The organism is Haloimpatiens lingqiaonensis (assembly GCF_901447495.1).
GTDB lineage: Bacteria > Bacillota > Clostridia > Clostridiales > Clostridiaceae > Haloimpatiens > Haloimpatiens lingqiaonensis.
Genome location: NZ_CABDWS010000116.1, coordinates 1 through 5,935, shown reverse-complemented (window position 1 = coordinate 5,935; position 5,935 = coordinate 1). Strand labels below are relative to the sequence as shown.

General features: G+C 30.6%; 3 protein-coding genes, 1 tRNA gene, 1 rRNA gene and 1 other annotated feature. All 5 genes read right to left on the bottom strand.

What is annotated here, in order from left to right:
* Window positions 1–125, bottom strand: a 16S ribosomal RNA gene (locus FGK85_RS14275); the annotation flags it as partial.
* A gap of 605 nt (window positions 126–730) precedes the next feature.
* Window positions 731–2,110, bottom strand: a complete 1,380-nt coding sequence (gene murD / locus FGK85_RS14270; protein ID WP_138207740.1) for a UDP-N-acetylmuramoyl-L-alanine--D-glutamate ligase — start codon at window positions 2,108–2,110, stop codon at window positions 731–733.
* Between the two features lie 571 nt (window positions 2,111–2,681).
* The gene (locus tag FGK85_RS14265; RefSeq protein WP_138207738.1) at window positions 2,682–4,073 is read right to left on the bottom strand and encodes a glycine--tRNA ligase; all 1,392 of its coding nucleotides are present in this window, start codon (window positions 4,071–4,073) and stop codon (window positions 2,682–2,684) included.
* A 209-nt stretch (window positions 4,074–4,282) separates the two neighbouring features.
* Window positions 4,283–4,449 (bottom strand) — a binding site (T-box leader).
* 66 nt (window positions 4,450–4,515) lie between these two features.
* Window positions 4,516–4,590 (bottom strand) — tRNA-Asn (locus tag FGK85_RS14260).
* Between the two features lie 118 nt (window positions 4,591–4,708).
* The gene (locus FGK85_RS14255) at window positions 4,709–5,575 is read right to left on the bottom strand and encodes an ABC transporter permease (RefSeq protein ID WP_138207736.1); all 867 of its coding nucleotides are present in this window, start codon (window positions 5,573–5,575) and stop codon (window positions 4,709–4,711) included.
* Window positions 5,576–5,935: the final 360 nt, after the last annotated feature.

Genomic DNA, 5,935 nt, shown 5'->3' with positions numbered 1-5,935 from the left:
TTGCCCACGTGTTACTCACCCGTCCGCCGCTAATCCGTTCCCCGAAGGGAACTTCATCGCTCGACTTGCATGTGTTAGGCACGCCGCCAGCGTTCGTCCTGAGCCAGGATCAAACTCTCAATTTAAAGTTCAATCTCAAACTCAAATTCACTGACTTTATGATTTATCATCATCATCTCTGTTTAATTTTCAAAGACCAGTTTTTAGCTTTGTCTTACGACGTACTTTATATTATCAAAATTAATTTATCTTGTCAATAGATTAATTAATTTTGTTCTCTGTTGCTGCGCATCGTGGCAACAACGACAAGTGTTATTATATATCCTTAATGTCCTTAAGTTTATACTATTTATGCTTTTATAATAAGTTTATATTGTATATTCTCATTATTCCTTAATTTTTTAAAGTTTTCCTCCTATTGATACACCCGATAACGTTTCTTATATACCAATCACTAACTACTAATCTCCATTCTCTAATCACTAGTCACTACTCCCCAGTCATTAATCGCTATTAACTATTTATTCAACTTCCGCATTTATAACATAAAAATGCAAAAATTGATATTTAATATTTGATATTTAATATTTCTATATTTTCGCTAGCTACCGCCAATAAAAATTTTTTTTAAGCCTTTATTCATCTAATATAAAGCCCCAAATTTATGTATGAAATTTAAGTCATAACCATCTAAACAATATTAACGGTTGAAGGTTATGACTGTGATAGTTTACTTAAGGCTATTAATTATTTCTTTAAATTTGTTTCCTCTTACTTCAAAATTAGGGAACATATCAAAACTAGCACAAGCAGGTGACAATGTTATTATGTCTCCTTTTTCAGCTACTTCTCTAGCTTTCTCTACTGCTTCTTCTAAACTATTTACTAAATATATAGGAATATTTACTTTCTTATCTTCCATTACCTTTTCAAAAGCATCCTTTATTTTGTTTTTAGTTACACCTAAAAGCACAAGAGCTTTTATTTTAGAATACCCTTCTTCAGCTAATGGCTCAAAAGGTATATTTTTATCATATCCTCCTGCAATTAATACCACTGGTTTATGAAAGGATTTTAATCCAGCTAATGTTCTTGTTGGGCTTGAAGCTATGGAATCATTGTAGTACTTAATTCCTTCTATCTCTCTTATAAACTCTGTTCTATGCTCAACTCCAGTAAAATTAGTAGCAACCTTTTTCATAGATTCTATACTAACTTCTTCATAAGTTGCACAGAAAGCAGCCAATAAATTTTCCACATTATGCATTCCTAATATTTTAATTTCATCTTTTTTACAAACTGGCTTACCTTTTATATAAAGAATTTCATCTTTAAAGTATCCACCATCTTCTATTATCTCTTTTATACTGAATTGTCTCACATCGCCCTTAGCTTCTGAAACCATGCCATTGGTAATATCATTATCTCTGTTTAATATCAATAAATCCTTTTCGCCTTGATACTTGAATATATTCTTTTTAGCTTCTACGTATTCTTCCATACCTTTGTGCATATCCAAGTGATTTGGACTTAAATTTGTCACTACTGCTACATTACCGGAATATTCCATTTTCATAAGTTGAAAACTCGATAACTCTAATACTACTTTATCCTCTTTATTTATGTTTTCTATTTCAGCAAATAAAGGAGTTCCTATGTTTCCACCTACCCAAGCTTTATACCCCTCTTCTTTTAATATATTATATATAAGCGTAGTTGTAGTAGTTTTACCATCACTGCCTGTTACTCCAAATATTTTGGCTGGGCAATATTTTATAAATTCCTCCATTTCAGAAGTTATATAGACCCCTTCTTCTTTTGCCCTTACTAAAACAGGATTATCAAATCTCATAGAAGGAGTTTTAAATACAACCTGAAAACCTGTTAGCTTATCTAAATATCCCTCTCCCAAAACAGCATTAACCCCTATATTCATTAATTCATCATATGTGTCTCCCAATTGGTCTTTACTTTTTTTATCAAATGCAGTTACTTTAGCACCTAGCTTAACTAAAAAATGAATTAAAGGTTTATTGCTGACACCTATGCCTACTACCGCTACATTTTTCCCTTTTATAAATTCCTTAAATTCTTTAAATTCACGTCTCATATTTTTACCTCCAAAATAAGTGTTATAGCACGCTATCACATTTTAATTATATCACTCTAAAAGATAAATAAAAATCATTTATAAAATACATACAATAAATGAATGTTTACGTTGTTATATTTTTCAGTGAATATAATAAATATTATTATTAGTTTACGACATAAAACTACAAATACCATATTGAATTTATTGTGTAAATTGCGTGAATTTATTTAATTTAAAAACTTTATTTTTACCACTTGAATATTGTTATACACCTATGGTATACTTCTTTTTGTGCCGTAAGAAAGTATTAATAATTCCCCAAGTTTTAGTAAACATATGACATATCCCCATGATTAAACCCTATTTTGCCGGATAGTATTATCCGGTTATTTTTTTATTTTAAATTAGTTAAATTAAAAACCTGTGTGTAAAAACTTACAAACACAGGTTTTTTTATATACTAAATGTTTTTATCATTTTACTATTTATCAGTGTAAACACCAAATATATAAATTCTGCCTTCATTTCCTAAACTAAGACTTAACTTCTTTTTTAAATCTGTACTGAGAGATTTATGCTAGTTGTATTAGAATTGAAGTTTTTCTTCTATAAATTTATCTAACTGGTCTACGTCTAATCTTATTTGCTCCATAGTATCTCTATGTCTTATAGTAACTGTATTATTTTCTAGTGTATCATAATCTATAGTTATGCAATATGGAGTTCCTATTTCATCTTCTCTTCTGTATCTCTTTCCTATACTTCCTGCATCATCATAATCCACATTGAACTTTCTGCTTAAGTTTCCATAAACCTCTAATGCTTTATCTGATAATTTTTTAGTCAATGGTAATACTGCTGCTTTGAATGGTGCAAGAGCTGGATGCAAGTGTAATACTGTTCTTACATCTCCATTTTCTAGTTCTTCCTCATCATAAGCATCCACTAAAAATGCTAGTGCAACTCTGTCTGCTCCTAAAGATGGTTCTATACAGTATGGAACATATTTTTCGTTAGTTGTAGGATCTAAGTAGCTCAAATCTTGACTTGAGTGTTCTGCATGTTTTTTTAAGTCATAGTCTGTTCTATCAGCAATACCCCATAATTCTCCCCAGCCAAATGGAAATAAATATTCTATATCTGAAGTGGCATTACTGTAGAATGATAATTCTTCTTGAGCATGATCTCTAAATCTTAAACTTTCCTTTTCCACTCCTAATGATAATAGGAAGTCCCAGCAATAATCTTTCCAATATTTAAACCATTCTAGGTCAGTTCCTGGCTTACAGAAAAATTCTAGTTCCATTTGTTCAAATTCTCTTGTTCTAAATGTAAAGTTTCCTGGAGTTATCTCATTTCTAAAAGATTTTCCTATTTGAGCTATACCAAATGGTACTTTCTTTCTTGCAGATCTTTGAACATTTTTAAAGTTTACAAATATACCTTGAGCAGTTTCTGGTCTTAAGTATATTTCTGATTTAGAATCTTCTGTTACTCCTTGGAATGTTTTAAACATCAAATTAAACTTTCTTATATCAGTAAACTCTTTTTTACCACACTTAGGACAAACTATTTCATTCTTTTCTATATATTCCCTTAATTCTTCATTTGTCCATCCATCTGCACTTACATTGTCATTACCATTAGCGCTTAAATGGTCTTCAACTAATTTATCAGCTCTATATCTAGCTTTACATGCCTTACAATCCATTAATGGATCTGAAAAACCTCCTATGTGTCCAGATGCTACCCAAACTTCGCTGTTCATCAATATAGCTGCATCAATTCCCACATTGTATGGACTTTCTTGAACAAATTTTTTCCACCATGCTTTTTTTACATTGTTTTTGAACTCTACACCTAAAGGACCATAATCCCAAGAGTTTGCTAAGCCACCATATATCTCAGAGCCTTGAAATATAAATCCTCTTCCCTTACACAAAGCAACTATCTTTTCCATAGTTTTTTCACATGCCATAATCTTCCCTGCCATCAAAATCCCATAAATGGGTTCTGCACCTTATACATTATAAAGTGGTAGTATATTCTAATCATTTAAACTACAAAGCAGGTTTTTCACCTACCTTTCCTTATTATAGTTACAAATAATTTTTTAAACATTATTTTTATCACTTAAAGAAATTAATATGCCCTAAATATTTTTATATAAAAAAAAAGCCCAATACCATAAGGGACGAAATTTCATTCCGCGGTTCCACCCTCTTTGGCATCAGCCCATCTTCCTTCATCATGTACTCCAAAGCGCCCTTTACCATAACTTTTTGATCATTCTCACCAACCATGATCTCTCTAAAAAAAAGTTTATAGCTACTCCTCTTTTTCATAGCACACAAATATTTAATTTGTATATTATTTTATCAAATATTAAATATAAGTCAATAGTATTCAAAAAATAAAAATGGCTCCGCAGAGAGGACTCGAACCTCCAACCTATCGGTTAACAGCCGAGTGCTCCACCGTTGAGCTACTGCGGAACATTTATTACATTTATTATTATATCAAAAAAATTTAACATTGCAATACTTTTTTACTAATTTTTATTGTAATTTTTATTCTAAACTTTTACTGTATCTATTATAAAAATACTCCAAATTACAAACTAACGAAATTCTTATGATTTAATTTTCTTATATATTCTCCAATACTATTTACAGAAAGTACTGTAGCAATTATCATTATTCCCGGAAATAAACTAGTCCACCATTTATTGGATAATATGTCCTTTTGGGCATCTATAAGCATACTTCCCCAAGAAGGTATTTCCACTGGTAGTCCTAAGCCTAAAAAACTCAAAGTAGACTCTGTCACTATTGCACTAGCCACATTTAAAGTGCATATAAAAATTATAGTGGGCATAAAATTAGGTAGCAAATGTCTTCTTAATATGTGAAAAAATCCTGCTCCCATTCCCCTAGATGCTACAACGAACTCTGATGATTTTAATTTCAATACTTCTCCCCTTACTATCCTTGCAACTCTCATCCAGCTAGTAATGGAAATTACTAATATTATCTCCAGCAAACCTTTATTTTCAAAAAATGCTTGAATGAAAGCTACTATAACTATAGATGGTAGTATTAGAAAGAAGTCTAATATTCTCATCATTATTTTATCTAAAATCTTGCCATAATATCCACTGACACAGCCATATATAATTCCTATTGCACTGGATATTATCATGCAAGCTACACCTACTAATATAGAGACCCTTCCCCCATATATGCATCTTATTAATATATTTCTTCCCATGCCATCAGTACCAAAAATATATTTTGAATTTGGCGAAATATATGTTCTAGATAAATTCATATAATTTTGAGGCTCCTTTATAAATAATGGAACTATGAAAGCTACTAATGTTAAAAAAACTAAAAAGGCTATAGAAACAAATGGGAAATTATCTTTGCTTACACACTTATTACTTTCACATTTAAATCCAAAGGAATTTATACTCCTCATTTTAATCTTCCACCTCCCTAATCCTAGGGTCAATACATTTACAGAACATATCTGATACTATATTACATAAAATAATTATTATACCTATAATAATTACCCCGTTGCATAAAACTTATAAAAAGTTATAAATATATAAATTTTACTTGCGTTATTCGTTACCAAATAACATTTCCTGTTCATAGAGTTCTATTTTGAATAATTAATTATTCTACTCTAGTTTGTGTAACTCTCCTAGGACTTGAATTCCCCCACAACGCAGGGTACATATTAGCATTATCTTTTAGGTGATATTATGCTAATTTATAGTTACCAAGATTAATTGAAGCGTTTTTATCTCTGTCTATTTTCAGTCCACATTTA